21 protein-coding genes are annotated in these 25,616 nt (G+C 47.2%); 15 read left to right on the forward strand and 6 right to left on the reverse strand.

All coding sequences use genetic code 11. The features are described from left to right. The first annotated feature begins 49 nt into the window (after positions 1–49). From P2W84_RS03520 to coaD, 3 genes are read left to right on the forward strand one after another with little or no spacing between them, the layout of a single operon-like run. Positions 50–877: a DUF3822 family protein gene (locus P2W84_RS03520; RefSeq protein WP_276088721.1), complete on the forward strand. Its 828-nt coding sequence runs from the start codon at positions 50–52 to the stop codon at positions 875–877. Then, a complete protein-coding gene (locus tag P2W84_RS03525; RefSeq protein ID WP_276088722.1) occupies positions 868–1,410 on the forward strand; it encodes an RsmD family RNA methyltransferase in 543 nt (180 codons plus the stop codon). The genes P2W84_RS03520 and P2W84_RS03525 overlap by 10 nt, the downstream gene beginning before the upstream one ends. Positions 1,411–1,443: 33 nt before the next feature. Beyond that, a complete protein-coding gene (coaD, locus tag P2W84_RS03530) occupies positions 1,444–1,905 on the forward strand; it encodes a pantetheine-phosphate adenylyltransferase (protein WP_276088723.1) in 462 nt (153 codons plus the stop codon). A gap of 12 nt (positions 1,906–1,917) precedes the next feature. Here the strand turns inward: coaD and P2W84_RS03535 are convergent, their stop codons facing one another. Continuing rightward, positions 1,918–2,529, reverse strand: coding sequence for an NUDIX domain-containing protein (locus P2W84_RS03535; RefSeq protein ID WP_276088724.1), 612 nt, complete (start codon positions 2,527–2,529; stop codon positions 1,918–1,920). On the opposite strand from P2W84_RS03535, the gene pyrE reads away from it, so the two are divergent. The 3 genes from pyrE to P2W84_RS03550 all read left to right on the forward strand — a co-directional run bounded on the left by pyrE (position 2,528) and on the right by P2W84_RS03550 (position 6,070). Beyond that, positions 2,528–3,187 (forward strand): orotate phosphoribosyltransferase, encoded by a 660-nt coding sequence (gene pyrE, locus P2W84_RS03540; protein ID WP_276088725.1) that lies wholly within the window; start codon positions 2,528–2,530, stop codon positions 3,185–3,187. The two genes, P2W84_RS03535 and pyrE, sit on opposite strands and share 2 nt — an antisense overlap. Before the next feature lie 4 nt (positions 3,188–3,191). Beyond that, complete coding sequence (locus P2W84_RS03545) at positions 3,192–3,590, forward strand: SRPBCC family protein (RefSeq protein ID WP_276088726.1); 399 nt, start codon at positions 3,192–3,194, stop codon at positions 3,588–3,590. A 110-nt stretch (positions 3,591–3,700) separates the two neighbouring features. Continuing rightward, positions 3,701–6,070 (forward strand): TonB-dependent receptor, encoded by a 2,370-nt coding sequence (locus P2W84_RS03550; protein ID WP_276088727.1) that lies wholly within the window; start codon positions 3,701–3,703, stop codon positions 6,068–6,070. Here the strand turns inward: P2W84_RS03550 and P2W84_RS03555 are convergent. Continuing rightward, positions 6,067–7,284 carry an MFS transporter gene (locus tag P2W84_RS03555; protein ID WP_276088728.1) on the reverse strand — a complete coding sequence of 406 codons (1,218 nt, stop codon included), beginning with the start codon at positions 7,282–7,284 and terminating at the stop codon, positions 6,067–6,069. The genes P2W84_RS03550 and P2W84_RS03555 overlap by 4 nt on opposite strands. Before the next feature lie 2 nt (positions 7,285–7,286). Then, positions 7,287–7,631 (reverse strand): DUF1801 domain-containing protein, encoded by a 345-nt coding sequence (locus tag P2W84_RS03560; protein WP_276088729.1) that lies wholly within the window; start codon positions 7,629–7,631, stop codon positions 7,287–7,289. Positions 7,632–7,858: 227 nt separating this feature from the next. Here P2W84_RS03560 and clpB point away from each other — a divergent pair, with 227 nt between their 5' ends. Continuing rightward, positions 7,859–10,465 (forward strand): ATP-dependent chaperone ClpB, encoded by a 2,607-nt coding sequence (clpB, locus tag P2W84_RS03565; RefSeq protein ID WP_276088730.1) that lies wholly within the window; start codon positions 7,859–7,861, stop codon positions 10,463–10,465. A 72-nt stretch (positions 10,466–10,537) separates the two neighbouring features. On the opposite strand, the gene P2W84_RS03570 is transcribed toward clpB, so the two are convergent. Further along, positions 10,538–11,743 carry an MFS transporter gene (locus P2W84_RS03570; RefSeq protein ID WP_276088731.1) on the reverse strand — a complete coding sequence of 402 codons (1,206 nt, stop codon included), beginning with the start codon at positions 11,741–11,743 and terminating at the stop codon, positions 10,538–10,540. A 207-nt stretch (positions 11,744–11,950) separates the two neighbouring features. Between P2W84_RS03570 and P2W84_RS03575 the strand changes: the two genes are divergently transcribed. Next, on the forward strand, positions 11,951–14,230 hold the full coding sequence (locus P2W84_RS03575; protein ID WP_276088732.1) for a glycosyltransferase family 4 protein: 2,280 nt from the start codon (positions 11,951–11,953) through the stop codon (positions 14,228–14,230). Continuing rightward, positions 14,227–15,231 carry a glycosyltransferase family 4 protein gene (locus P2W84_RS03580; RefSeq protein ID WP_276088733.1) on the forward strand — a complete coding sequence of 335 codons (1,005 nt, stop codon included), beginning with the start codon at positions 14,227–14,229 and terminating at the stop codon, positions 15,229–15,231. Before P2W84_RS03575 ends, P2W84_RS03580 begins: the two co-directional genes overlap by 4 nt. Before the next feature lie 83 nt (positions 15,232–15,314). Here the strand turns inward: P2W84_RS03580 and P2W84_RS03585 are convergent, their stop codons facing one another. Both P2W84_RS03585 and P2W84_RS03590 read right to left on the reverse strand, forming a co-directional pair. Further along, positions 15,315–16,772 (reverse strand): glycoside hydrolase family 130 protein, encoded by a 1,458-nt coding sequence (locus P2W84_RS03585; protein WP_276088734.1) that lies wholly within the window; start codon positions 16,770–16,772, stop codon positions 15,315–15,317. A gap of 19 nt (positions 16,773–16,791) precedes the next feature. Continuing rightward, on the reverse strand, positions 16,792–19,311 hold the full coding sequence (locus P2W84_RS03590) for a DPP IV N-terminal domain-containing protein (RefSeq protein WP_276088735.1): 2,520 nt from the start codon (positions 19,309–19,311) through the stop codon (positions 16,792–16,794). A gap of 109 nt (positions 19,312–19,420) precedes the next feature. Between P2W84_RS03590 and P2W84_RS03595 the strand changes: the two genes are divergently transcribed. From P2W84_RS03595 to hisH, 6 genes are all read left to right on the forward strand, one after another. Continuing rightward, a complete protein-coding gene (locus tag P2W84_RS03595) occupies positions 19,421–20,326 on the forward strand; it encodes a polysaccharide deacetylase family protein (protein WP_276088736.1) in 906 nt (301 codons plus the stop codon). Positions 20,327–20,626: 300 nt separating this feature from the next. Then, positions 20,627–21,478 (forward strand): ATP phosphoribosyltransferase, encoded by an 852-nt coding sequence (hisG, locus tag P2W84_RS03600; protein WP_276088737.1) that lies wholly within the window; start codon positions 20,627–20,629, stop codon positions 21,476–21,478. 40 nt (positions 21,479–21,518) lie between these two features. Beyond that, entirely contained in the window at positions 21,519–22,808 is a 1,290-nt protein-coding gene (hisD, locus tag P2W84_RS03605) for a histidinol dehydrogenase (RefSeq protein ID WP_276088738.1), read from the forward strand. Positions 22,809–22,820: 12 nt separating this feature from the next. Further along, the gene (gene hisC / locus P2W84_RS03610) at positions 22,821–23,882 is read left to right on the forward strand and encodes a histidinol-phosphate transaminase (protein ID WP_276088739.1); all 1,062 of its coding nucleotides are present in this window, start codon (positions 22,821–22,823) and stop codon (positions 23,880–23,882) included. Continuing rightward, positions 23,879–25,012 (forward strand): bifunctional histidinol-phosphatase/imidazoleglycerol-phosphate dehydratase HisB, encoded by a 1,134-nt coding sequence (hisB, locus tag P2W84_RS03615; RefSeq protein WP_276088740.1) that lies wholly within the window; start codon positions 23,879–23,881, stop codon positions 25,010–25,012. Before hisC ends, hisB begins: the two co-directional genes overlap by 4 nt. 10 nt (positions 25,013–25,022) lie before the next feature. After that, on the forward strand, positions 25,023–25,616 hold the full coding sequence (hisH, locus tag P2W84_RS03620; RefSeq protein WP_276088741.1) for an imidazole glycerol phosphate synthase subunit HisH: 594 nt from the start codon (positions 25,023–25,025) through the stop codon (positions 25,614–25,616).

The raw sequence follows: 25,616 nt of genomic DNA on the forward strand, positions 1-25,616 counted from the left end.
TTGACAAATATGCGGTGATCTTATGGAAAAAAGGTTTAATTTTGTGGATATGAACGGCAAAAATAGCATATTATTGGTAGACCCCGAGTTTGATCCGAACACTGCGGCAGACTGCCAGCTGCTGATCAGACTTGGACCCGATAGTTTCTCATATGCCATTATCGACAGAAACTGCAATCAGCTAAAAGCCGTTTATGATCAGCAGGAATGTGAAGATGCGGCGGCAAATCTGGAGGCTGCAATACGTAACGATAGTTATCTGAAACTACCGTTCGAGTCTGTAAAGGTTGCAGTATATACAGAAAACACCATAGCGGTACCGCAGGAACTGCTCGCAACAATGGAACCGGCAAGTTTTTCAGGGTATTTCAATACAGCTCAGACAGAAGTACTCTATTCACATGCTGAGACCAGCCAGAATTTTTCCATTGTCTACAATTTCAATAAGAAGATCGAAGAGACATTACAGTTATTGCCCGGTTCAAGGAAGTTTGAGCAAACAGCCCCTCTTCTGGCCCTGGCCACTGAACAGGCTCCGGAAAGCCTTTACCTGGACTTTACACCGGGCTCTTTTCACCTGGGTTATCTTCGGGGCGGAAAACTTGTCTTTAACCGGTATTTTGAAATAGAAAACGCCGAAGAGTTTAACTATTATCTATTGCTTGCTATCCAGCAGCTGGAAATCGACACGATGTTAACCGCTGTGTATCTAAGTGGTATTGTGCATGAGGAAGACCCGATTTATCAGTGTATTGCCAGATCTTTCAGCCAAGTACATTTCAAGAAAGCTGAAATCGAGCATATTGACTGCAGGTTACTGGAAGATATGCCTGCCCATTATTACAGCGGGCTGTTGGCCATTGCCTTATGCGGATAGTCGGTGGAAAACTAAAGGGCTTTCGTTTCAATGCCCCTGCCCATCTGCCAGTCCGGCCGACGACGGATATGGCTAAAGAAGCGCTTTTTAATATTCTATACAATCGTTATGATCTTGAGGACTGCGATGCCCTGGATCTGTTCTGCGGCACAGGGAATATCAGCATCGAGTTTGCCTCACGGAATATACGCAGTGTACTTGCAGTAGACAAGCATGCGGGCTGTATAAATTGGGTAAAATCGGTTGCTGAAAAGCACCGGCTGGAACAATTGGAAATGCAAAAGGCAGATGTGTTTAAGTTTCTGGAACAGCACAGCACCCGATACCATCTGATCTTTGCCGACCCACCATATAACCTGCCATCTATCCCCCGAATACCCGAACTGGTAATGCAAAGGGAGTTACTTGCCGAAAACGGAATACTGATCGTCGAACATCCCAGCCTGTTAAAGCTCGAGGGGCTGTCAGGATATACAGAAACGCGCCGTTACGGCAATTCTTCCTTCAGTTTCTTCGAAAACCAGGCCCGTTAAATATTCTGGGCTCAATATTTATTATATTTGAATATGAAAACCGCACTTTTTCCCGGCTCGTTCGATCCTGTCACTATTGCCCATGCAGACATCCTGGAGCGGGCCCTGCCGCTGTTTGACAAGATTTTTGTGGGTATTGGGTGGAATACCTCAAAACCAGGCTTTCTTCCGCTGGAAAAACGCCTGGAGATGCTCCGTGCAGTATTTTCCATTCATCCAAATGTCGAGGTTGTGGTATATGAAGGTCTGACGGTCGATTTCTGCAAAAGGATCGGAGCAGGCTATATTGTCAGGGGTGTCCGGTCTGTAGCAGACTTTGAATATGAGAGAGCTATTGCCCAAGTAAATCAGACTATGATGCCTTCGCTGGAAACCATCATTATATTGAGTAAGCCGGAATATTCTGCAATCAGTTCTACAATTGTCCGGGAAATCATGAGAAACCAGGGCAATGTAAGCCAGTTCGTGCCTTCGAAGGCACTCGAACTTATTTAGCAAATCGCAGTTTCAGATCATTCCCCCCTCTTCCAGAACCTGGACAATCGAAGGGTAGGTATTTTTAAATACAGGTCCGAGACTGGTATCATCCAGCCAAACCGCTTTCGTAATCCCTTCTTCTTTTTGGGGCACAAGCTTAGGTTCTCCTTTTACTGTCATGGCATACCAGTTCGTCTTTTTCAATACCAGTTTGTTATTGAGTGGATAGACATGGTAAGTCCTGCATATTTTCCCATCATTACGCTGGATCTTTACCCCACACTCTTCTTCCACTTCCCTTACTGCTGCCTCCTTCATCCGCTCGCCCTTTTCAGTTTTTCCCTTTGGCAAATCCCACCTTTTATTGCGGTAAATAAACAGATAATTTCCTTTCGCACTTTTCACTAGTCCTCCTGCAGCTTTGATCAGCTCACAACTCTGCCTGATCCTGCGAAACAACTGTTTGGGATCTTCAGCAATCAGGATGTATTTTTCGGCCGCATCCTTATCCAGGTTTTTATAAAATGTTTTAAAGTCAAAGCCCTGTACATCAATACTTTGTATATTTTCACCGCGTTTAGGCAGTAAATCTGATACAAACAGGGTATTATCGTTGATATATATTCTGTAATTTTGAGGCATGTATAATAAAAGTGATATTGAATTAAAGGTAGCTGAATTTTTATTACAAATAAAAGCAATAAAATTACAACCTAATAATCCCTTTACATGGGCGTCGGGTTGGAAATCCCCGATCTACTGCGATAACAGGATCACACTCTCCCACCCTTCTGTAAGAACTTACATCCGTCAAAAGCTGACTCAACTGATCCAGGAAGAGTTTGGTTCCGTTGATCTGATTGCCGGAGTGGCCACCGCAGGTATCCCTCAGGGTGCGCTCGTGGCGCAGGAGCTCGGTCTGCCTTTTGCTTATGTCCGCTCAAAAGCCAAGGAACATGGAACAGGAAGCCTTATAGAAGGTGAAATTATAGAAGGACAACGTGTCGTTGTGATCGAGGACCTGGTGTCTACAGGAAAAAGCAGTTTACAGGCTGTAGAAGCCCTGAGAAATGCCGGTGTTTCTGTTGCAGGCCTTGTGGCCATATTTACCTATGGTTTTGATCAGGCCGATGAAAACTTTAAGGCTGCCAAATGCCGCTATGTCACACTTTCCAATTACAATACGCTTATTGAATATGCTGCCGAGCATGGCTTTATCGGCACGAACGACATTGATTTGCTGACCAAATGGCGTAGAAATCCTGCTGAATGGGGAGCTGAACTAGAAAAAACCAGCTGATATCATGACCATTATTCAAAGTACTGCCCAGATCAGCCAGCCCGTAGCGAAAGTATATGCCTTCCTATCGGACATGAACAACCATCAGCAACTCATGCCTGAGAACATTTACAACTGGTCATCGACTAAAGATCAGGCCAGCTTTACCATACAAAATATGGCGAAGCTGACGGTAGCGATCGTCAGCAGAGTGGAAAACCAGGAATTGGTAGCCCTTCCTGTGGAAAAGCCGCCATTTGATGTACAATTGAAGTGGTCAGTAAAAGAGAACGCTTCTGGTGGCACCGAGGCCACACTGATCATCTCGGCGGATCTGAATATGATGATGAAAATGCTCGCTTCAGGCCCGCTTCAAAAACTGGCAGATCACCAGGCCAAAAGACTTTCTGAGGTCTTGGGCTAAGATAAATTCACCTAAAATAATTAAGAGAAAGCTGGTCAGATGACCAGCTTTTTTTATGTGTCAAATAGGGGCAAACACAAAAGTGATTGTCATATCCGTAAATCTTTGACATGAACAAACCATTTTACTTCCTCACACTGCTCTTCTTTCCAGCGCTACAGGGCATTGCCCAGACGCAGAACGTCAGCGCTAATTTCCTTCAATCCATAAAAGGCACTGTAACAGATAAAGATACCAGGGTCGGCCTGGCAGGTGTTACATTGCTTATTACTGATCTTAAGCCAGTGAAGACAGGACAGACTGATGACTCCGGTAATTTCCGGATAACTGGAGTTCCTGCCGGCAGGCATATCATATCGGTGAGCGCGATAGGTTATAAAGTGGTGCAACTTTCAGATATACTTGTCACTACAGGAAAGGAGACAGAGCTGAACATAGAACTCGAGACTACAGACAATCGCCTCAATGAAGTTGTTGTAAAGGCAGACAATAGCGGGCAACCACTTAACCAAATGGCCCTGGGCAGCGGCAGGTCGTTTTCTCCCGAGGAAACCAACAGATATGCCGGTGCGTTTTTTGATCCTGCACGCATGGCACAGACCTTTGCAGGCGTCGTCGCCGCCGGCGACAACAATGAGATCATCGTCCGGGGCAATTCTCCAAAAAGCCTACAGTGGCGACTGGAAGGTATAGAAATCGTCAACCCCAATCACTTTAGCACTGAAGGTGCGGCCGGCGGAGCGGTAAGTATGATCAATACCACAGTATTGAGTACTTCCGATTTCTATACCGGGGCCTTGAGTGCTGAATACAGTAACGCAAACGCCGGTATGTTTGACCTGAAGTTCCGCAAGGGTAACACCGATAGAAGAGAATATACCTTTAGTATCGGCGCACTTGGCGCCGGCTTTACCCTCGAAGGCCCGTTCAGCAAAGGCGGCAAGGCGTCTTATCTTGCCAGCTACCGTTACTCTTCGCTCGGCCTGTTACAGGATGCGGGCATAGAAGTATCCGATGCAGGCGTACCTAAATATCAGGATCTATCCTTCAACATCGTCATTCCGACAAAACAATCAGGCACCTTTTCACTGTTTGGAATAGGAGGTTCAGGCAGACTGGATGCAGATGCCGAGCGCAATTCCGGAAAATGGCAGGAGCGCATGGATGCATTTGATTTACGCACAAAATATCATGCGGCAAGTACCGGCATCAAGCATCTCCTGATCACCAGTCCGGACTTATATTTCAGCAATATTATCTCTTATTCCCATACACAGAACCTGAACAGCAGGGATACATTGACTGCCCGGTATGTTGCAAATCCGGCAGAGCGCAGTCGTTTTATAAACGGTGCGTTGCGCTACGCCGGTATGCTGAACTACAGACCCGGGACTACAAATACAATCCGGATGGGTGCCAATGCCGCACTGTTGAGATTTGACCTTTACGCAGCGCTACACCGCCAGGACTATAATGGGATGAAGGAATTGCTCAACCAAAACGGAAATGCGCATTCCTTCGATGCTTTTGTCCAGGACAAACAAAAAATCGGCAGTCAGCTAACACTGAACGCCGGGCTGCATGCTGCATATTTTAACCTGAGCAACAGCTGGAACCTTGAACCGAGACTTGGCCTGCATTGGTTGCCAGGCAAAGACCAACAGATAAACCTTGCAGCGGGGTTATACAGCAGGCTAGAGCCACTATCCTATTACTTTGCACATGATGCCGCTTCAGGAAGAACAAACCGGAGCCTGTCCCCTACAAAATCTGCACAAACCTCACTCAGTTATGAAAAGCGGTTCGGCAATTTAAAATTCAAGACAGAAACCTACTATCAGCACCTGCACAACGTACCTGTATCGTCAGATCCCGGGATCAATTTCTCACTGCTCAATGAATCTGATAATACGGCCATTGCTTCCTCCGGTTTTCGAAGTCTGGTCAATAAAGGGACTGGCAAAAATTATGGAATGGAGCTCTCGCTGGAGAGATCCCTTTATAATGGTTATTATTTTATGGCAACGGCGTCAGTCTTCAATTCCAAATTCAAAGCACTTAACGGACCCGAATTCAACACCACGTTCAACGGGAACTATGCAGGTAATCTGCTGGCGGGAAAAGAGTGGCCGGTTGGGCAGAGCAAAAAAAACCTGCTGGGAATGAATGTAAAACTTATCTATGCCGGCGGCCGAAGGTACTCACCGGTACTGGAAAAGGAATCTATCGAAAAGGACGAATGGATTATCGACCAGGCGAGGGTGAACACCTTACAAGCTGATGCCTATTTTCGTCTGGATTATTCTGTAAGCTACCGCATCAATGGGAGAAAGGTAAGCCATTTGCTTCTATTAGATATTCAGAACGCGACCAACAGGCACAATGTGATGGGTGTGTTTTATAATCCGAGCAAAAGAATAGTAGAAACGGCCAGATGGATAGGTATTATCCCGACGATCAATTACCGGATAGAGCTTTAGTGATGACTATTCATATATTTCATGACGAAGAAAAAACCAGCCGCTGTAAAAACCAGCGCGACAACAGTACCATACCAAAGTGTATCAAACCCATAGTGATCTGCAATACGGGTGCCTGCTAGGGGAGAGAAAATATGCGCAAATGAAAACGACAGTGCATTTACACCCATGTAGGCCCCGCGTTTGGATACGGAAGACCGCCGAAGTGTGACCGTTGACATAAAAGGCATGGCCAGGATCTCAGCCAGGCAAACGACAAATATGGAAAAATAAAGTAAAGGTATACCTTGTGACAGATTGAGTACCAGGAATGAGAAAGCACACAATAAGGTACCCCAGATCAGTATTGTAGCCACTGAAAGGCGCTGCTCTGCAATGTGTACCACCAGCATCTCCAAAGCAAAAACCACAAAGCCGCTAAATGCAAGGATCATCCCTATTTCGGCTTCCCCCATATGATATATTACCCTGTAATATAAAGGTATCGTGCTCAGTAATTGCAAAAAGCATATCGCAAAGACACAGCAAAGAAAACTGAAGAAAAGAAAAGGGATATCCCGGTAGGGTGACAAACCCGTACCTTCCCGCCCGTTTTCTGCCTCAGTGCGCTCTTCTTGATGACTACCGTCTTTTATTCTTCCGAAATAAACAAACAACAACAAACCCGAAAGCAATGCAGCAACGGCATTTCCGTAAAACAACCATGAATACGAGATGGCTGCAAGAAAGCCACCCAAGGCAGGCCCTATGGAAAAGCCCAGGTTGATCGCCATGCGGTTCAGGGAAAATGACCGCACGACATTCTCCTTTGTAGAATAATGTGCTACGGCTACTGAATTTGCAGGCCTGAACATCTCTGAGAACATACTAAGTATAAATACACCCACGGACATTGAATATATATCCTTCAGTCCGGGAAGGATAAGGAATAATGGAACAGTAGCCAGCAAACTCCCGACCTGTATACAGAAATGTCCGAACTTGTCAGTAAGCCAGCCGCCGATAAAGTTCCCCGCTACGGCACCAATTCCGAAACAGGCCAGGACAGTACCGGTATCCGTAAGAGAGAAATGCTGATGGTTAACCATATATACCCCGAGAAAAGGCACAACCATTGCCCCGCTCCTGTTGATCAGCATTACCAGCGCAAGCATCCATGCAGGAACAGAAAGGCCTTTATAGGCGTCCAGATATAATTTCAGAAATTCTTTCATTCTTAATAATTGGCGATTGCCTGGTCTAAAATTTCCCGGATCGTTTCAATCGGGATATCCTGATACGGATTTATAAGTAAGATTTTCATTTTCACCCGCTTTTCGAGCAGCAGATCAGGATGATCGATATTATTGCTCCTGGCTATGCCAATATAAGGCTTGATAAATTTCTTATGGTTCCAAAGATAGCAGAACATTTTTCCCCGATAGTAGAAAAAAGGAGTCTTATACTTCCATTCGGCAGTAATGTCGTGGTTGAACCCTAAAATGAAATCCCTGAGGGCAAGCAAGGTGCCCTTTACAGGCTCCTGTTGATTCAGGTAAAATTCATCTAGTGGTGTTAACATAAAAAATGAGTGCTTAATGGCAAAAGACGGCATATTTTAGGAAAAAGCTACACCCGATGTCGAATTTTACTACGCCGGCGACTGATCTGATAAGGCCTACGCGGACATTTTTTCAGCACAACCTATTATAAATCAGAAATTTAGTCACCAATATTTTCTGTTTGCAGACAAAATTTCAGTCCTTTAACAAAAAACTGCGATGGCATCCCCTTTGTTTGTTAAGCAGTATGAACTTCAACAACTTTACAATCAAGGCTCAGGAAGCCGTTCAACAGGCTTCTGAAATAGCCCAGGGCAACCAGCAACAGGCTATTGAAACGGCACACCTGCTCAAAGGTCTGCTCACTGTTGATGAAAATGTGGTTTCTTATGTGCTGAAGAAACTCAATGTAAACCTGAATGTACTGAACCAAAACCTGGATACACAGATCGACAAGTTCCCTAAAGTAACCGGGAGCGGCCCTTATCTGACTTCCGGGGCCAATTCAGCGCTTCAAAAAGCACAATCTTACTTAAAGGAATTTAAAGACGAGTTCGTGTCAGTAGAGCATTTGTTACTGGGCATACTTTCCGTGAATGACCAGAGTTCAAAGCTACTCAAGGACCAGGGCGTAAATGAAAAAGACCTTAAGGCGGCTATTGTTTCGCTCAGGGGCGACAGCAGGGTGACCGGCCAGAATGCAGAAGCTACTTATAATGCGCTGAATAAATATGCGCGTAACCTCAATGAATTTGCCGAATCGGGTAAATTAGATCCGGTCATCGGACGTGACGATGAAATCCGGAGAGTGATCCAGATCCTTTCCAGAAGGACCAAGAACAATCCGATCCTGATCGGTGAGCCAGGTGTGGGCAAAACGGCCATCGCAGAAGGCATTGCTTTTCGGATCATTAAAGGTGACGTGCCCAGCAACCTGAAGAGCAAGACGGTATACTCACTGGATATGGGCGCGCTGATCGCAGGTGCGAAATATAAAGGTGAATTTGAGGAACGCCTGAAAGCTGTGGTCAAAGAAGTGACTCAGAGTGATGGTGATATTATCCTGTTCATTGACGAAATCCATACGCTGGTCGGTGCTGGTGGCGGTGAAGGCGCTATGGACGCGGCAAACATTTTAAAGCCTGCGCTGGCCCGGGGTGAACTGCGTGCCATTGGTGCCACTACGCTGGACGAATATCAGAAATACCTGGAAAAAGACAAGGCCCTGGAACGCCGGTTCCAAAAAGTCATGGTAGACGAACCCGATACCCAGGATGCGATTTCCATTCTAAGAGGCCTTAAGGAAAGATATGAAACCCACCATAAGGTACGCATCAAGGATGAAGCGATCATCGCGGCAGTAGAAATGTCACAACGTTATATCGCAGATCGGTTTTTACCGGATAAAGCGATCGACCTGATGGATGAGGCCGCTTCAAAGCTGCGCCTGGAAATGGACAGCGTTCCCGAAAAGGTAGACGAACTGAACCGCAGGATCATGCAACTGGAGATCGAACGCGAAGCCATCAAGCGTGAAAATGACACGGTTAAAGTCAAGTCATTGAGCGAAGAGATCGCTAATCTTTCTGCGGAGCGTGACGAGATAAAAGCCAAATGGCAGGGAGAAAAAGATCTGGTAGACAATATCAATAATGAGATTGAGCAGATTGAAAGTTATAAACTGGAGGCTGAACAGGCCGAACGTGCAGGTGACTATGGTAAGGTGGCAGAAATCCGCTATGGCAAAATCAAAGAGGCTCAGGACAAGGTAGAGAAACTAAAAGCTGAACTGGAAACACAGCAAAGTGAAAGTCGCATGCTGAAAGAGGAAGTGACCGCGGACGACATCGCCGGTGTGGTAGGAAGATGGACAGGCATTCCGGTAACCAAACTGGTATCCAGCGAGCGTGAGAAGCTACTCAATCTGGAAGCAGAACTTCATCAGCGTGTGGCCGGTCAGGACGAAGCAATAGAAGCCATTTCTGATGCAATCCGTCGGTCAAGAGCAGGGTTGCAGGACAAGCGAAAACCAATAGGCTCCTTTATCTTCCTCGGAACTACCGGTGTTGGTAAGACTGAACTGGCCAAAGCCCTGGCAGAATTTCTCTTCAATGACGAGAACGCAATGACGCGTATTGATATGAGCGAATACCAGGAACGCCATGCGGTGTCCAGGTTGATCGGTGCTCCTCCGGGATATGTAGGATACGACGAAGGTGGTCAGCTGACCGAGGCTGTACGCCGCAAACCTTATTCCGTTGTGTTGCTGGACGAGATCGAAAAGGCCCATCCTGACGTATTCAATATCCTGTTGCAGGTCCTGGACGACGGAAGGCTAACGGATAACAAAGGCCGTGTGGTTAATTTTAAAAATACCATCATTATCATGACCTCCAACATCGGTTCACACTTGATCCAGGAAAACTTTAAATCACTGGATGAGGAAAATCATGACGAGGTGGTGGCCAAGACAAAGAACGAATTGTTTGAGTTGCTGAAACAGACCATCAGGCCTGAGTTCTTAAACAGGATCGATGAGCTGATCATGTTCACACCGCTGAACAGAGACCAGATCAGGGATATTGTGAGCTTACAGTTCAAACAAGTGCAGCGTACGCTTGCCGATATGGGCATAACCATCGAGGCGTCTCCTGAAGCGCTGGACTGGCTGGCAGAACTGGGTTATGATCCGCAGTTTGGTGCAAGGCCGCTGAAGCGTGTGATCCAGAAACGTATCCTTAATGAGCTTTCCAAAGAGATCCTTGCCGGAAAGGTGGATAAGGACAGCAAGATCAAACTGGACATGTTCGACCACAAATTTGTATTCCTGAATACGAAGGAAACGGCAGAATAATAGGCGTACCTGTTATTTATCAAGGAAAATCGTCATTGCTTTACACTGCAGTGGCGATTTTGCCTTAATTGCTTAGCCCCGTTTGACCTCAATATTCGGCAGAAAGGCAGTCAGCATACCGATCAGCGGCAGAAATGCACATATCTTAAACACATATGCTATGCTTGTGCTGTCTGCAAGCCTGCCCAGCAAGGCCGATCCGATGCCCCCCATTCCGAAGGCAAAACCGAAAAACAATCCTGCGACTAACCCAACCTTACCGGGAATCAACTCCTGGGCATAAACCAAGATCGCTGAAAACGCAGAAGCCAGGATCATGCCGATCGGTACGACCAGTAGACCCGTCCAGAACAGATTTGCATAAGGCAGCAGCAGCGCAAAAGGCGCCGTTCCCAAAATAGAAAACCAAATCACATATTTACGACCAAAGCGGTCGCCCAAAGGTCCGCCGAACAAGGTACCCGCGGCAACTGAAACCAGAAACACAAACAAATAGATCTGCGACGACTGCACCGACACATGAAACTTATCGATCACATAAAATGTAAAATAGCTGGTCAGGCTGGCCATATAGAAATACTTTGAAAAGATCAGGATAAGCAAAATCACAACCGAAATCATCACCCTTGTCCTTGAAAAAGTCTGGACAACCGACTCCATCCTTGCCGGCTGTCTGGCTTTAGTTGTTATATAACCTTTATACCAGGTCCCCACCTTGCTCAGGACTAATATTGCGATAAGCGCAATAGCAGAGAACCAGATCACACTATGCTGTCCGTTAGGAACGATAATCCAGGCAGCCAGTAAAGGGCCCAGCGAACTGCCAAAATTACCACCCAGTTGGAAGATCGATTGTGCTAACCCCCTTCTGCCTCCTGAAGCAGCATGCGCCATCCTTGACGCTTCGGGATGGAACACCGAGGACCCCGTACCTACCAGTGCTACCGAAACCAGCAGCATATAAAAGCCTGTAGACACGGACAAGGTAACCAGACCAAGTAAAGTAAAACCCATACCCGCAGCCAGCGAATAAGGTTGCGGCTTCTTATCCGTATAAAGTCCTACAAATGGCTGAAACAGTGAAGCCGCCAACTGGAAAGTGAGCGTAATCAGACCGATTTGCGTAAAAGTCAATGCATAGGAATTCTTAACTATAGGATAAATTGCCGGGATCAGCGACTGTATCGTATCGTTCAGCATATGGGAAAAACTAATCGCAAAAAGTATCGGAAAAACAGTTTTTTCAACCAGTCCACTAGAATGAGAAGCAGTATTCATCAGTTAAATCATTGAGCTGCAAAATTAACATTCAAAGATTTTGTGTTTGTCATCATTCAGACACAACATGCTCTTTCCGTAAGCGCTTATGAAACTCCCTTAAACTTAAGTTTTGTTTAACAATTACACGAAATAGATCAATAAAATAGCTCCGGTCCAGAACTTTTGGCATCAGATTTTGTTATGTTATATATTCTTATAAATAACATGAAGATCGCTTATATTTCAACTTATCCACCACGGGAATGTGGTATTGCTACATTTAACAACAACCTCCTGAAAGCCATCGGGCACAACAAGAAAATGGTTTCTGAAGACAGCTTCGTAGTGGCCCTTAGTGATTCTGACGAGCTTGATAAGTATGAGTATCCGAAAGAAGTAAAATATGTTATCCGACAGGAAAACCAGAAAGATTACATACGCGCGGCCGATTACATCAACACCAGTCTTGCAGACGCCTGTATCCTTGAACACGAATACGGAATCTTTGGCGGCGAGAGCGGCGTCTATGTATTGCCGTTACTGGCACGTCTGCAAAAACCACTGATTACCATTTTTCATACCGTTCTGAAGGATCCCAACTACATGCAGCTGACTATCCTGCGTGAAATTGCCAAATATTCTTCTCGCATCGTGGTTATGAGCCACAGGGCCGTTGGCTTCCTGACTAGCATCTATGGAATCCCTTTCCACAAGATACAACTGATCGAGCACGGGGTTCCGGACCTGGAGCCTAAGACAGACAACCCGGTTAAGAATTCGCTGGCATTTAAGGGGCGGAAAGTACTTTTTACCTTTGGCCTCATCAGCCGGAACAAAGGATTAGAAACGGTTATTGAGGCATTACCGAAGATCGTCGAAAAACATCCCGATGTGATGTACGTAATTCTCGGCACCACTCATCCGGGTGTTATCAAAAACTCGGGAGAAGAATACAGGGACAGTCTGAAGCGCCTGGCCATAAAGCTGAATGTAGACAGCAACCTCACTTTCATTAACAAGTTTGTTTCTGAAGAGGAGTTGCATGACTACCTCACCGCCTGTGACATGTACATTACACCTTACCTGAACGAAGCACAGATCACGAGTGGTACCCTGTCTTATGCCATAGGTGCCGGTGCAGCAGTGATCTCCACACCCTACTGGCATGCTCAGGAACTGCTGGCAGATCACCGCGGCCGCCTTTTCGACTTCAGAAATGCCGATCAGCTGGCAGGTATTGTTAATGAACTGCTTGATGATGGCGAAAAGTTAAAGGAACTGAAAAGCAACGCCTTTGAATACGGACTACACATCCGCTGGCCAAGAACCGGCGAGGTCTTTGTAGATGTGCTAGACGAGGCCATTGACAAATTCTTGTCAGAACAGGAAAAGGGCGGAAAACCAATTATTGATCCGGATATGATGCCCGCCTTCAGTCTGGCCCATGTGCAGCGGCTTACCGATGACACAGGTATTGTCCAGCACGCCAAATATGGCATACCCAACCTGAAGGAAGGCTATTGTCTAGATGACAATTCAAGGGCGCTCATCCTGACCATCCTGGCTTATCAGCAAAATAAGAGCAAAGCGGCACTGGATCTTTTGCCCATCTACCTGAGCTACATCCAGTACATGCAATGTGACAACGGAAACTTCCGGAATTTCCTGAGCTTTAAACGTGAATACCTTGATGAAGTTGGCTCAGAGGATTCATTTGGACGCACCATCTGGGCACTGGGCTACCTCATCAGCAATGCACCGAACAACTCCTACAGAGAGTTTGCCAGAGAACTGTTCCTGAAATCTATACCACACTTTAAAACGCTGCACCATTTGCGCGGTATTGCCAATACCATGATCGGGCTGACACATTTCCTTTCCGCACATCCGGGAGACGGGCACGTTACCGAACAGCTCAACGAACTCGTCAAACCCCTGAGGGCTGCATACCAGCAGCACCGGGACGGACGCTGGCACTGGTTTGAGGAAAAACTGACCTACGACAACGCCATACTGCCGCTGGCCTTGCTTTGTCATTACGAGGTTACCCAGGACCAGGAATCCATGGACATCGCGCTCGAGAGCATGGAATTCCTGTCTGAGAAAACACTTATCCACGGCTACCTCAATCCTGTAGGTAACGACGGCTGGCTGTTCAAGGATGGCGGCGAGATGGCCTTGTATGATCAGCAGGCCATTGAAACAATGGCTATGGTGCTGATGTACTTTAAAGCTTACGAGATCACACACGATTTGACCTATATCCGGCAGATGTACCTGTGCTACCAATGGTTTCTTGGCGAGAACAGCCTCCACCTGCCGCTGTACGACCATGAGACCAAGGGCTGCGGCGATGGCCTGCAGACCTACGGTGTCAACCGCAACCAGGGGGCTGAAAGCACCCTGGCATACTGGATCTCGCACCTGATCGTATTGAAGGCACTGGAATCTGAATATGAATTTATACAAAGTGCCGATCTGGCCGCAGCGCAGCAAACCTCATGAGGATCGCCGTATTATCACCCATAGCCTGGAGGACACCCCCCAGGCATTATGGGCCATGGGAACAGATGGCTTCTAATCTGACCGAGGGCCTGGTTAATGCAGGAATTGATGTTACCCTGTTCGCTACAGGCGACTCGCTGACCTCAGGTAAACTCAGCGCAGTCATCGAGCGGGGATATGAGGAAGACCGCGAACTGGATGCTAAGGTGGCTGAATGCCTCCATATCAGCCAACTGATGGAACAGTCAGGTCAATTCGACCTCATCCATAACCACTTTGACTTTTTGCCTCTCACCTATTCGGGTCTTATCAATACGCCGATGATTACGACCATACATGGCTTCTCATCAGAAAAGATCGTACCTGTTTATCAAAAATACAACGACAAGGGATATTACGTTTCCATCAGCGATGCCGACCGGCATCCGGAGCTGCACTACATAGCTACAGTTTATAACGGACTACAAACAACACAGTTCAGCTTTAGTCCGCAACATTATGATTATCTGCTCTTCTTTGGCCGAATACACCCTCACAAAGGTGCGGCTGAAGCCATTGAGATCGCAAAACAGGTAGGCAAAAAGCTGCTGGTCGCGGGTATAATACAAGATGAAGCCTATTTCAGGGAAAAAGTTGAACCTCATTTCAGTGAATCAGTGGTTTTCCTCGGTCCAGCCGGCCCTGAAGAAAGGGACCGGCTGCTTGGGGGTGCGGCGGCTTTGCTCCACCCAATTAGCTTTGATGAACCCTTTGGACTCAGCGTTGCCGAGTCCATGCTCTGCGGCACCCCGGTAATCGCATTCAACCGCGGCTCCATGCCCGAGCTGATCCGTGATGGAAAGAGCGGGTATCTTGTAAATAATGTAAATGAGGCTTCGGAAGCAGTGTCGTCATTGACGAACATTAGCCGCACAGCTTGCCGTGAATGGGCGCTGGCTAATTTTTCTCAGGAAAAAATGGTTCAGGATTACATCCAGCTATACGAGAAAATACTAAACTAGCGTCATTCCGAGCGGAGTGAGGAATCTCTTGATTGTGCTCAAGCAAGAGATCTCTCACGATATTCGAGATGACGGTATAAGCCTTATTGTTTCAGTCGCTCAAGAAGCACATCCAGTTTCACGCTTGCAAAGGACGAACAATAATCAGAAAGTCCATATGGAATAATCAGTTCGCCGTTATGCACGATAGCGCCGCAAGAATAGAGTACATTAGGCACATAACCCTCCCGTTCATCATTGTTCGGCATCACCAGCGGTTCACGAAGACGGCCTATCTCCCGTGACGGGTCATTAATATCAAACAGACTTGCACCCAGGCAATACTTGCGCATTGGCCCTACCCCATGCGTAATCACCAACCAGCCCGCTTCGGTCTCTATCGGCGAACCACAGTTACCGATCTGGATAAACTCCCAGGGAAAACGCGGCTCCTGCAACTTTACCGGATTATCCCACACCGTGAGCTTATCTGAATACATCAGGTAGTTGTTGAAACCATCGATACGAGACATCATGACATATTTACCATCGATCTTGCGCGGAAATAAAGCAAGATTTTTGTTCTGAGCGCCTACCCCATGCAAAGGGCTGATCTTGAAATCATAAAAATTCGTGGTCTGCAACAGCTTAGGCATGATCATAGAGCCATCATACGCCGTATATGTAGCGTAATAGATCACCGAACCATCATCCCTGATGAAACGCACAAAACGCGCATCTTCTATTCCTTTGCGCTCAAACTCAGAAATGGGGAAAATTACCCTGTCGGAAATATCGGTATCTCTTGAGAAACTGATTTCATGATACGTATCTGATAACCAGAGGATTTTGTCATATTCCAATTTCCTGAGGTCATCCTCCTGCATACTCTTTCCATCCAGGATAATCTTGCGTAGCATCGCGTAATCAAACTTGTCCTGCAGCTTGTTGCCCACTTCATCCAGCACCTCGATATTGATCTTGGAATCCGCTGCCTTTTTCAAAAAGAGGCGTTTGTTATACACCGCGTTCTTGATCACTTCAGCCTCATCTATATAGTTACCAGCTGGTATCACGGTAATGTTCTGGTTACGGTCAATCAGTGCCCTGCGGAATACCACGGAAGATATATGGCCTTCGCCCACCGCACGAAAACTGATAATTACCCGTTTCTCACCCTCAACCAGCTCATTCTGATCCGGATCTTCAACAATTGAGGGGTTAAAGAATGCCGCAGACTCTATGGAATACTCGTGGGTAAAATAAGACCCCAGTAACAGCTTGCGATCCTTATCCATATCGTCATAGTCCACACCTGCCTGCTCAATACAACTCTTTATCTTTTTACAATGCCGGGTCAATATCTTGGTAATGTTCCGGTGCCGCTTTGAATACTCCTGCAACAGTGGCGAAATGATTGCGAAAACTTCTTCATCGGAAAGCTGCATCACCTTTTTGACTACTTCTATGGATCTTTCCTCTCCATTGAAGAAAAAACGGGCAATGACACGTTTAGGGTCCGGATAAACCTTTACTGGCTTGCGTTCTACAGATATTCTCATGGACGTTATAACGCTTATCTTATCTTTTTTGTTCTATGTCCCGGTCAATCTCTGTGATGTTTACTTCCTCTGTCCTGGAGGCATCACCAATGAGATACCTGTTGAAATGATCGGCGAGCTTCCAGAACCCATACTCGGTAAGGTCTCCGAATGCGTGACGCTGGCCCGGCATGATCACAAACTCGAAACGCTTACCCGCTTTCATAAGCGCATTGGCCACCCTGATGGTATTGGCAGGATGGACGTTATTGTCTACATCGCCGGTCATCAGCAGCAAATGGCCTTTCAGGTTTTTGGCGAGGTCCGGGTTTTTGTCTATGTTGTACTGAAAAGTTGTGTCGCCCTTTGCAGAAACGATCTCCTTTACGCCATGGTGCTTCTCGCTCCACCAGCGGTTGTAAATGCTGTTGTCATGGTTCCCTGCATTAGAAACCGCAGCCTTAAAGAAATCAGGATAGACCAGCATCGCTGCGGTGGACATAAATCCCCCTCCCGAATGACCCGTGATCCCCACTTTATCGATATCGATGAATGGATATTTTGCGGCAAGCTGTTCTGCTGCTGCCTTTTTATCAGCCAGTCCATAATCGCGCAGGTTACCGTACCCATAGGTGTGGTACCATTTGGACCGCGCCGGATTACCGCCCCTGTTACCAACCGTAATCACAATATAACCGAACTGCGCCAGGCGGTCTGTTCGGTCCATCGATTTGCTGAAAGCCGTATTCACAGCTTCCGTCTGTGGTCCGGGATAAACATACTCAATGATCGGATAACGCTTGCCCGGATCGAAGTCGAAAGGCTTATACATCACCCCGTACAGGTCGGTGATACCATCATCTGCCTTCACCCTGAAGGGTTCCGGGAACTTGTAGCCAGCAGCCATCAGCAACGAGAGATCGGTAGTCTCCAGATCCATCACCTTATTTCCGCGGGTATCCATCAGCACTGATTTTGGCGCTGTGTTTACCCTGCTGAAATTATCTACAAAGAAGCGCATATTGTCATTCATACTGGTGGCGTGGTCAAAATCGCCCGGGCTGAGCAGCTTAAGCCCCGACCCATCAAAATTAACCCGGTAAAGATGCTGGTAATATGGGTTTTCCTTCGCCTCCCTGCCATTTGCGGTGAAATAAAGTAAACGTGCCTTTTCATCGATATTCACGATATCCTCGCAATGGAAAGGTCCTTTGGTGATCTGGTTCTTCAGCTTCCCGTTGCCGTCAAACAGGTAAAAATGAGCCCAGCCATCACGCTCGGACCAATGGATCAGTTCCTTGCCATCATTGACAATACCTGGCCGGTTGATCTCCACATAAGTATTGAAACGCTCCTCGATCACGGGCCTTACCTCGCCGCTCCGGATGTCGATCGTACAGATATCTACCCGCTTGAGGTCACGGCTCGTACGCGAGATGTAGAACCTTGCATTATTGCCCAGCCAGACCGAAGGGCGGAATTCGTTGTCCCGGTCTTTCGCCAGTGAAGGCGCCCTGAACACGGAAAGGCTTTGATCTTTAAAAGCAGTGGTGTTGATCTTTTTATAATTTTTTGCAGCAAAATCAAACAGGAGAATCTCATCTTGAGGGGCTTCCTTCTCCCCAGGCATCTGGTATTTGTAGGTTTCCAGGGTCGGCCGTCCCGGGGCTACGTTATTGATCACCCAGAGGTCACCCACCTTTCTTGAATCCGAGCGCTGCAACACAAAATATTTTGAATCCGGTGACCAGACGACATAAGCGCCCCTGCGCTTTTTATCATTTTTAATCACTTCCTCATTGTTTTCTCCACTACCATCTGACCCGTAGGAATAAAATTTAACTCCGTCCTTAGTCAGCTGATGCTCTACAATCGTACTATCGTCCTCGTTCTTTACCGCCTTCTTATAGTTTTCCTTATCCATCCAGTAGAGGTTATAGTTACGGGTAAAGATAATGGCTGAGGAATCGGGAGCTACCGAGCCCCAGGAAGGTTTGGCCTTGGGTTTGGTATAATTAGGCACTTCTGTCAGTTTCGAAGAAGCAATGTCGTAATTGAAAAAGAATATCTTTTTCTGCATAGAATCGGCCGCCTTCTTGTCCTTGCGATCCTTCTTTACCTCATCAATCGTACTTCGTACCTCAAAAGTGACTTGCCTTTCATCGGCTGAAAACTTCAGGTTTTCCAGTGGCAGATGCTGTGCGTCAAAAGGGTCCCTGACAATGGTAGTGATGTCAGCTGCCAGCCGGGCGATGTCAAAAAGTTTCTTTTTACTGCGCGCTACAGGATTAACAATATACCATTGCTTACCCGAAGGCGTCTCATATTCGTACCAGAAACGGTTACTTTGTTTCAGCCAGTGTGCATCTACCCCCGTCGAATATACCATCTTCTTCAGCTTCGCGGGTGAAAAACGGGAAGCCAGCTGATAATTGGCTTTCTGAGCAGCAGGCCGGTTTTCAATCAGGGTAAAGGTTCGGTCCCGGCCGTCCTTTTCCTGGGCGGCACTGTAAAAACCTGCGAACAGCGTCAGTACGGCCAGCGTGTAGAGTTTCTTCATGAATGGTCTTGGTTTAGGCGCACCTAAATTACCGATTAATTGCCTTTGCTGACTGGATTTATTTGTAATAAATTGATGATTAATGATATTTTTGCCCAAATACATAACCATGAAACGACAAGTCATCACCCTCCTGGCTGCCGCAATAATGCTTACTGCGGGCTGTCAGTCGAAATCCCAGACCAGTTCAGCAAAAGACGGCGCAGATACCACCTCAGGCACAGCGCCGGCGGGGAGCGGCGAAGCCTCTGCATCAGATGGCAACCCTGCAGCCGCAGTCGATGTCAGCAAGATCAAGCCCGCCGATCCGAAAACCATACTCGAACGCAAGCAGGTACCCATCCTGTGTTACCATCAGGTTCGCAACTGGAAGCCTACCGACGGAAAGGTGGGTAAAGATTATATCGTAGAGATCCAGAACTTCAAAGACCAGATGAAGATGCTCGCCGACAGCGGGTACCACACGATCCTACCGGATCAGTTGTATGCCTATCTCAATACCGGCGCCCCACTGCCCAGCAAACCCATCATGCTGACCTTCGACGATACCGACATGGACCAGTTCACCATTGCAAATCCTACTTTGAAAAAGTATGGCTTCAAGGCGGTGTACTTCATTATGACGGTTTCCATTGGCCGCAAGGGCAAGTTTGTAGATTACATGACCAGGGAGCAGATCAAACAGCTTTCCGATGAGGGCAACGTCATCGGCAGTCATACCTATGATCACAAAAACTTTAAAAAATATACGGGTAAGGACTGGGAAGAACAACTGGATAAACCGACAAAAAAACTCGAGGAAATTACCGGCAAGAAAATGACGGAGTTTGCCTATCCCTTCGGCCTCTGGAACAGCCAGGGTATCCCTGAACTTAAAAAACGCGGCTTCCGCATGGCCTTTGCCCTGGCAGATAAACGCGACCCCAATGAGCCGCTATATACCATCAGGAGGATTATCGCCAGCGGTTACTGGAGCCCGAAGACATTGCACAACAGCATTGTCAGGAGTTTTTAACTGTCGGTTGATTTCCTTATCCGTCAATGGAAGGGTTAAATGGACGTACAGGCTTGTTATCTTCGATTTCAATTTTACACAGTTTGTTGCATATTATCCGGAAATCCTTATATTTGCCGCACCTCGTTAATGCTAACTATTGTTGATAAGAGGGCTGATAAAAGACATGAACAACGTTTTGAACCATCATTTACATTTTCACCATCGCCTGCAGGCGATGTATATGTAGATGTTTTGTACTTCAAAACGAAATTCCGGTCATTTATTTCCTGTTTAATTCAATAATTCTAAAAGCATCAAGTGAAAACACTTAAAATAGCTATCCAGAAATCGGGTAGGTTAAATGAAAAATCAGTAGAGATCCTCAAAAATTGTGGTTTATCGTTTGAAAACTACAAAAGCTCACTCATATCGACAGTTACCAATTTTCCGCTGGAAATTCTTTTTCTGCGTGATGACGATATCCCCGAATACGTACAGGACGGGATTGCCGATCTTGGAATTGCCGGCGAGAACGTAATCGTGGAAACCGGGGCAGAGGTTACTTACCTTCAAAAGCTGGGCTTTGGCAAATGTACGCTGAAGATTGCAATACCAAATGATAGTGAAATTACCGGATTGCAGCAGCTAAGCGGTAAGGCTATTGCCACCTCTTACCCTGTGATCCTGGAAAAATACCTGAAAGAGAACAATATACATGCAGAAGTAAGGACTATTTCAGGGTCCGTTGAGATCGGGCCGGGATTAGGCCTCAGCGATGCAATCTGCGATATTGTCTCAACCGGTGGCACCTTAAGAAGCAACGGACTTAAGCCATTTTCAGAGGTTATGAAATCTGAGGCAGTGCTGATCGGCAAGGCGGGTTCGGAGATGCTCCCTGAAGTACAGGAACTCTTACAAAGGATACGTTCTGTTCTTCGCGCGAAAGAAACCAAATATGTAGTACTGAACGTTGCAAAGGACAACCTGCAAAAGATTGTTGACCTGCTGCCCGGTGTAAAGAGTCCTACTGTGGTACCGCTGTTTGATGAAAACTGGGTGGCGGTACACTCTGTTATTGCCGAATATGATTTTTGGGAAAAGATCAACAGCCTTAAAGCTGCTGGCGCGGAAGGCATCGTGGTGATGCCAATCGAAAAGATTATTGCTTAATTATAAGGAACATCTGAAAACTCAAAAAAATAATGAACAGATGAAAACCTATAACTATCGGGACCTAACGCCACAGCAGATTGAAGTACTCTGCCTGCGGCAGCTGGAGGACGATCAGGTCGTCCGGGAACGCGTACGTGAAATTACTGAACGTGTCAGGAATGAAGGTGACAAAGCCTTGCTGGACTATGCACGGCAATTTGACCAGGTGTTGCTGAATCGCCTTTACCTAGATGCTGAGGAGCTGGCTGCGATCGCAGCGGGTATACCTGATGAAGCCAGATTGGCCATCGACACTGCCTATGAAAATATACGGAGTTTCCATGCGGCTCAGATCCACCTGGATGCTGAGGTAGAAACCATGCCGGGCGTGAACTGCTGGAGGGAAAACCGTCCGATCGATAAGGTAGGCATGTATATCCCGGGGGGGTCTGCAGTATTGCCAAGTACATTCCTCATGCTGGGCGTTCCTGCTCAACTGGCCGGATGTAAGGAGATCGTGGTGTGTTCACCACCGCAGAAGGACGGTAAAACAAATTGCTATGTCGCTTACGCAGCGCAGAAACTGGGTGTAGCACGGGTGTACCTGATCGGCGGCGCCCAGGCTGTCGCGGCGATGGCCTACGGAACGGAAAGCGTGCCTAAAGTGTATAAGATATTCGGACCTGGCAACCGTTACGTGACCCAGGCCAAGCAACTGGTACAGTCTGCTGCCGGGACTGCAATTGACATGCCGGCCGGGCCTTCTGAGGTGCTGGTGCTGGCTGATGAAACTTGCGTGCCCGCATTTGTCGCGGCAGATTTACTGGCCCAGGCGGAGCACGGAGCGGATTCGCAGGCGATCCTGGTGGCGACTTCTGATGCCCTTGTGGAACAAGTGATGCAGGAACTGGAAGTGCAGCTTCAGGCGCTGCCCCGCCGGGACGTGGCGGCAAAGGCAATTGAAAATTCTTATGCGGTGGTGGTAGCAGACCTCGAACAGGGCATGGCTTTCAGCAATGCCTATGCACCCGAGCACCTGATCCTTGCGACTAATAGCTTTGAAGACCTGGTGCCGTTGGTACAAAATGCGGGTTCCGTATTCCTGGGCAACCTGACCCCCGAAAGTGCAGGAGATTATGCCTCGGGAACCAATCATACCTTACCGACAAGCGGATTTGCACGGGCTTATTCGGGTGTTTCGCTGGATTCCTTTGTAAAGAAGATCACTTTCCAGCGCATTGACCCGGAAGGTCTGCAGCAGATCGGCCGCACAGTAGAAGTACTCGCTGAGGCAGAAGGTCTGGAGGCTCACAAAAATGCGATGAGCATCAGGATGAAGAACGTTTAAACAAGCTAAAAAATGGACGTTAACGATTTACAAAGAGAAAATATTAAAAACCTGAAGCCTTATTCTACGGCCAGGGATGAATATAAGGGCCAGGCCAGTGTGTTTCTGGATGCCAATGAAAACGGGTTCGGTTCCCCGCTGGATGAATTGGACGGGCAGACCCGCAGTTATAACCGCTACCCCGACCCGCTGCAGCTTGACCTCAAGGAGGCGATCAGCAAAATCAAGGGCGTACCCATTGAAAATACTTTTTTAGGTAACGGCAGCGACGAGGCAATTGACCTGTTGTTCAGGGCTTTTTGCGAACCGGGACGGGATAATGTGATTGTCCTCCCTCCTACTTATGGAATGTATGAGGTATCAGCGGGTATCAATAATGTAGAAGTGCGCAGGGTAAACCTGATGCCCAGCTACCAGCTCGACCTTGAGGGCATCGCCGAGGCGGTTGACCAGCATACCAAATTGATCTTTATCTGTTCACCGAACAACCCCACTGGCAATTCGATCGTGAGAGCGGATATTGAGACTGTGCTTGCCAATTTCAAGGGACTTGTTGTGATCGACGAAGCCTATATCAATTATGCAAAGCAGAAAACTTTTATCCAGGAGCTGACAGAATATCCGAACTTGGTCGTAATGCAAACTTTTTCAAAGGCCTGGGGGCTGGCCGCGCTGAGGTTGGGTATGGCCTTCGCGTCACAAAAGGTGATCGATATCCTGAACAAGGTAAAACCGCCCTACAACATCAACCAGGCTACACAGGACATCGCATTGGAAGCTTTAAAAAATGTAGCACAGGTAAATGAATGGATCCGGGAAACTGTTGCGGAAAGGGAACAGTTGAGCAGAGACCTCGAGGCATTGGATACCGTTCAGCAAGTATACCCTTCGGACGCCAACTTTATATTAGCCAGGGTGAATGATGCAAAGGGCACTTACGACGCACTCGTAGATCGGGGGATCATTGTACGTGATCGCTCAAAGGTGGCCTTATGTGAAGGTTGCCTGAGGATCACTATCGGAACGCCTGAAGAAAACAAAACATTACTGGAAGCGCTTAAAGAAATCAAATGAAAAAAGTACTTTTTATAGACCGCGACGGAACGCTGGTCAAGGAACCGGAGGATGAGCAGGTAGATTCGTTTGCAAAGCTGGCCTTTTATCCTAAAGCGCTTTATTACCTTTCACGCATTGCAGCTGAACTTGATTATACCCTGGTGATGGTGACTAACCAGGACGGACTGGGGACAGCTTCTCATCCCGAGGAAAATTTCTGGCCGGTCCACAACTTCATCATGGACACTTTTGCCGGTGAGGGCGCAGTGTTCAGCGAGGTGATCATTGACAAGACTTTTGCGCATGAGAACGCGCCGACACGCAAACCGAACACCGGCCTGTTGCAGCACTTCTTTAATGAAGGCTATGACCTGCCCAGTTCCTATGTGATCGGCGACCGGCTAAACGATGTGATCCTGGCGAAGAACCTGGGTGCGAAGGCGATCTGGATCAGGAACAATGACTCCCTGGGCTCCGGCGAACAAATGGAAAAAGCGGAGACGCTGGGTGACTATATCGCCTTGCAGACTTCTGACTGGGCAGATATTTATATGATGCTGAAGGCTGGTGCGCGTAAGGTCTATCATGAGCGCAACACGAACGAAACAAAAATTGCGATCGGGATTGACCTGGAAGGCACTGGGAAGGCAGACGTACACACCGGCCTGAATTTTTTCGATCACATGCTGGACCAGATCGCACGTCATGGCAGCGTCGATCTTTTTATCCGTACCGAAGGTGATCTTCATATCGACGAACATCATACCATAGAAGATACCGGCATTGCATTAGGCGAAGCCTTCGCAAAGGCCATCGGCAATAAACTCGGTCTTGAACGTTATGGTTTTTACCTGCCGATGGACGATTGCCTGGCACAGGCGGCAATTGACTTTGGCGGCAGGCCCTGGATTGTCTGGGACGCGGAGTTCAAGCGGGAAAGAGTAGGCGACGTACCGACCGAAATGTTCTATCATTTCTTCAAGTCGTTCAGCGATGCGGCAAAGTGTAACCTGAACATCAAGGCCGAAGGTGATAATGAGCATCATAAAATAGAAGCGGTATTTAAGGCATTTGCAAAAGCGATTAAAATGGCGATCAAACGGGATCCGGAAAAACTGGTGTTGCCGAGTACAAAGGGTGTTTTATAAATCATTGAATATGATCGGAATTGTAAACTACGGCGCGGGCAATATTTTCTCACTTACCTCGGCACTGGACAGGCTGGACTTAGAATATGGCATGATCCATGAAGAGGCTGATCTGGACAAGTACAGCCACATCATTATCCCTGGTGTTGGCCATGCCGGTACTGCGATGGAAAAACTAAAGCAGACCGGACTGGTTGAGCCGCTCCGGGCATTGAAGAAACCGGTGCTTGGCATCTGTGTAGGCATGCAGCTCCTGACGGAGCATTCTGAAGAAGGTGATGCAGAGATGATGGGGATCGTACCGGTAAAGACACGGCTCTTTGACAAATCGTTGGGAATCAAGATACCACATATGGGCTGGAACAATATCCGTCACCAAAACAATTCATTGTTTGAAGGTGTTGAAAATCTGTCACAATTTTACTTCGTGCATTCGTACTTTATTGAATATAACCCTAATTTTGACATCGCAACTGCGGAGTACGGACTGCCTTTCTCAGCAGGAGTGCAGCGGGATAATTTCTATGGGGTGCAATTTCACCCTGAGAAATCAGGAAACGCAGGAGAGCGTTTATTAAAGAATTTTTCAAACTTAAAGCATTAA

This window comes from Pedobacter sp. JY14-1 (assembly GCF_029269825.1).
Taxonomy (GTDB): Bacteria; Bacteroidota; Bacteroidia; order Sphingobacteriales; family Sphingobacteriaceae; genus Pedobacter.

Excerpts from the sequence above, each read along its gene's own strand:
- P2W84_RS03520 (WP_276088721.1), top strand. The coding sequence starts at position 50 with ATGAACGGCAAAAATAGCATATTATTGGTAGACCCCGAGTTTGATCCG.
- P2W84_RS03525 (WP_276088722.1), top strand. The coding sequence starts at position 868 with ATGCGGATAGTCGGTGGAAAACTAAAGGGCTTTCGTTTCAATGCCCCT.
- coaD (WP_276088723.1), top strand. The coding sequence starts at position 1,444 with ATGAAAACCGCACTTTTTCCCGGCTCGTTCGATCCTGTCACTATTGCC.
- pyrE (WP_276088725.1), top strand. The coding sequence starts at position 2,528 with ATGTATAATAAAAGTGATATTGAATTAAAGGTAGCTGAATTTTTATTA.
- P2W84_RS03535 (WP_276088724.1), bottom strand. The coding sequence starts at position 2,529 with ATGCCTCAAAATTACAGAATATATATCAACGATAATACCCTGTTTGTA.
- P2W84_RS03545 (WP_276088726.1), top strand. The coding sequence starts at position 3,192 with ATGACCATTATTCAAAGTACTGCCCAGATCAGCCAGCCCGTAGCGAAA.
- P2W84_RS03550 (WP_276088727.1), top strand. The coding sequence starts at position 3,701 with ATGAACAAACCATTTTACTTCCTCACACTGCTCTTCTTTCCAGCGCTA.
- P2W84_RS03555 (WP_276088728.1), bottom strand. The coding sequence starts at position 7,284 with ATGAAAGAATTTCTGAAATTATATCTGGACGCCTATAAAGGCCTTTCT.
- P2W84_RS03560 (WP_276088729.1), bottom strand. The coding sequence starts at position 7,631 with ATGTTAACACCACTAGATGAATTTTACCTGAATCAACAGGAGCCTGTA.
- clpB (WP_276088730.1), top strand. The coding sequence starts at position 7,859 with ATGAACTTCAACAACTTTACAATCAAGGCTCAGGAAGCCGTTCAACAG.
- P2W84_RS03570 (WP_276088731.1), bottom strand. The coding sequence starts at position 11,743 with ATGAATACTGCTTCTCATTCTAGTGGACTGGTTGAAAAAACTGTTTTT.
- P2W84_RS03575 (WP_276088732.1), top strand. The coding sequence starts at position 11,951 with ATGAAGATCGCTTATATTTCAACTTATCCACCACGGGAATGTGGTATT.
- P2W84_RS03580 (WP_276088733.1), top strand. The coding sequence starts at position 14,227 with ATGAGGATCGCCGTATTATCACCCATAGCCTGGAGGACACCCCCCAGG.
- P2W84_RS03585 (WP_276088734.1), bottom strand. The coding sequence starts at position 16,772 with ATGAGAATATCTGTAGAACGCAAGCCAGTAAAGGTTTATCCGGACCCT.
- P2W84_RS03590 (WP_276088735.1), bottom strand. The coding sequence starts at position 19,311 with ATGAAGAAACTCTACACGCTGGCCGTACTGACGCTGTTCGCAGGTTTT.
- P2W84_RS03595 (WP_276088736.1), top strand. The coding sequence starts at position 19,421 with ATGAAACGACAAGTCATCACCCTCCTGGCTGCCGCAATAATGCTTACT.
- hisD (WP_276088738.1), top strand. The coding sequence starts at position 21,519 with ATGAAAACCTATAACTATCGGGACCTAACGCCACAGCAGATTGAAGTA.
- hisC (WP_276088739.1), top strand. The coding sequence starts at position 22,821 with ATGGACGTTAACGATTTACAAAGAGAAAATATTAAAAACCTGAAGCCT.
- hisB (WP_276088740.1), top strand. The coding sequence starts at position 23,879 with ATGAAAAAAGTACTTTTTATAGACCGCGACGGAACGCTGGTCAAGGAA.
- hisH (WP_276088741.1), top strand. The coding sequence starts at position 25,023 with ATGATCGGAATTGTAAACTACGGCGCGGGCAATATTTTCTCACTTACC.